1 protein-coding gene is annotated in these 2,624 nt (G+C 73.0%); it reads left to right on the top strand.

Annotated features, from left to right (window positions below):
• Window positions 1–428: 428 nt before the first annotated feature.
• The coding region (locus FUT87_RS08050) for an Ig-like domain-containing protein (RefSeq protein WP_147240694.1) at window positions 429–2,624 on the top strand (2,196 nt) is incomplete at its 3' end.

The following is a 2,624-nucleotide window of genomic DNA, read 5'->3' on the forward strand; positions in this document are numbered from 1 at the left end:
CCGGCAACTCCGGCAACTCCGGCAGCTCCGGCAGCTCCGGCAACTCCGGCGGCTCCGGCAGCTCCGGCGGCTCCGGCAACTCTGGCGATGCTGGCAATCCAGGCAATCCGGCCGATCCCGCTGGCCCGACGGACCCGACCCGGCCTACGGATCCCACCGACCCGACGAACCCCTCGCAGCCTGGGGATCCCTCCCATCCGGAGGATCCTTCGCAGCCCGGGAAGCCCACTCGTCCGGGGGACACGGGCCACCCCGAGGACCCGTCTCGCCCGGCTGAACCGCCGCTGCCGGAGGATCCCACCCGCCCCGGAGGCCCCTCCGAGCCCGCTCAGCCGGGCGGGGATCCGACCCCGCCCATCGACCCGTTCGAGCCGGATCCCGCCCAGCGCCCGGGGCCTGTTCGGCTCGCGCTGGCGCAGGACTCCGGGATGTCCGCCGTGGACCACCGCACCCGCGACGCGCGGGTGATCGTGTCCGGGCTGGCGCCCGACGCGCACTGGCAGTTCAGCCTGGACCTCGGCCAGACCTGGCACGACGGGCAGGGCAACAGCGTGGACGCGGCGCTGTTCACCCGCGACGGCCTGCACACGGTGCTGGCGCGGCAGGCCAATGCCCACGGCAGCAGCGGGCTCAGCGCGCTGCGCCTGGCCCTCTACACCCACGCCGACGACCTGGACCTCTCGTCGCAGCCCGGCCCGCAGTCGGCGCTGCACCGCATCGTCGACCGCGCCACGATCGCCACCGGTGTCGCGCTCACCGCCACCGAAGCCGCCCTGACCCCGCAAGACCTCCATGAATTGCGCCTGCGCCTGGGCGGCAATGGCTTCGATCCGCTCAACGACCGCCTCCGCCTGGACCGCGACCTGGACCTGAGCCGCGACGGCCAGGCGCAGGGCGTGCGCATCGGCGGCCTGGACGGCCTGGCCTACCGCTACGACGCGGCCACCGCGTCGCTGGCGATCTGGCGCGCCGACGGCAGCGCGCTGACCGGCTCCGACGCCGCCGCGCTGACCAACGCGATCCGCCTGAACAACCTCCAGACCCGGCCGCGCGACGGCGAACGGACCGTCACCCTGAGCCTGCTCGACGTGGCGGGCAACGTCAGTGCCGACGCGCAGGTGTCGGTGATGGTGGACACCCGCGTCCCCACGCTGGACTTCAATGGCGCCCGGCCCGGCCTGGACGCCGACATCGTCTTCCGCACGCTGACCGCGCCGCGTGCCCTGCTGCCGGACGGCGCCGGCCTGCGACACGCCAATCCCGACGCGCGCTTCCAGCAGGTGACGATCGACGCCGGCGGCGCCGGCGCGAGCCGGGACGACGTCCTGGGCAGCCGGGAGGGCGGCACGGTAACGGCGCTCGATCAGGCCGCCACCTCCTTCACCGTGGCCAGCACCGCGTGGCACGCGAACCGCGCGGCCGACCGCTTCGTGTTCCGCCTCGAGGACGGCAGTTGGGCCAGCGCGGCCCAGACGCAGGCGCTGCTCGAATCGCTGACGCTGGGCAGCGTCGCCGCGCAGCCGCAGGAAGGCCCCCGGCAGTTCAAGGTCACGGTCACCGATCACCTCGGCCGGACCGGCTCGGCCACCAGCGTCCTGTTGCTGGACACCACGCCGCCGGTCCTGGACCTCAACGGCGCGGCGCCGGGGCTCGATGCCAGCCTGACGGCCGTGTCGGGCGTGCCCATCGGCGTCACGCTCGGCCTGCCGACCCGGAGCCAGGTCACCGAGAGCAGCGGCGTCGTCCAGCTGCAGCTCAAGTTCACCAGCGCGGTCGCCGGCGCGCTCGCGCCCACCAACAACTACCCGCCGAACCTGCGCAACGACACGGAGATCTTCGGCTTCTACGACCTGGACAAGCCGGACCAGCTCCTCTTCATGGACAACCTCGGGCAGCCATTCAGCCACTCGGCGGTGGGCTGGTTCCCGGGCCTGCTGATGGACATGGTCTACACGCGTCCCGGCGACGGCACGGTGGTCGTGACCATCACGCCGAACATGACGCTGACCGAGAACGTCACGCAGACGCTGCTTGAGCGTCTGGCCTACAAATGCGGCATCGGCCAGGTGCCGGGCGTGCGTCAGGTGGAGATCACCGCGACGGACCGCGCCGGCAACGTCAGCATCGTCCCCACGCTGGCGACGCTGGACGTGAAGCCGATCGGCACGCCGGTCGTGCAGCTCGGCCGCGGCAGCGACACCGGCGCGTCGGCCCATGACGAACTCACCTTCGCCAACGGCAGCGCGGCCTCGCCGCTGACACTCGCCGGCTTCGCCGCGGCCGCGGCGACGGTGACGCTGTTCCGCGATGCCGACGACAACGGCCTGCTCGAGGCGGGCGAGGCGCTGGGCACGGTGGTGGCGGACAGCACCGGCCGCTGGCAATACACGCTCGCAGGCGCCGCGCTCGCGGATGGCACACATCGCTTCGGCGCGGTCGCGAGCGGCTTCACGTCAGCGCTCCTGGCGGTCACGGTCGACGCCAGCGCGCCGGACAGCGTCATCGACATCGGCAGCACGGTGCGTCCCCGCCCGGTGCTGGGCGGCAAGACCGAGGCGAACGTGAGCGTCACCGTCGAGCTCGACACCGACGGCAACCCCGCCAACGGCTACGAGCTGCGCTAC

The sequence above is a fragment of the Mitsuaria sp. TWR114 genome, from assembly GCF_007997345.1.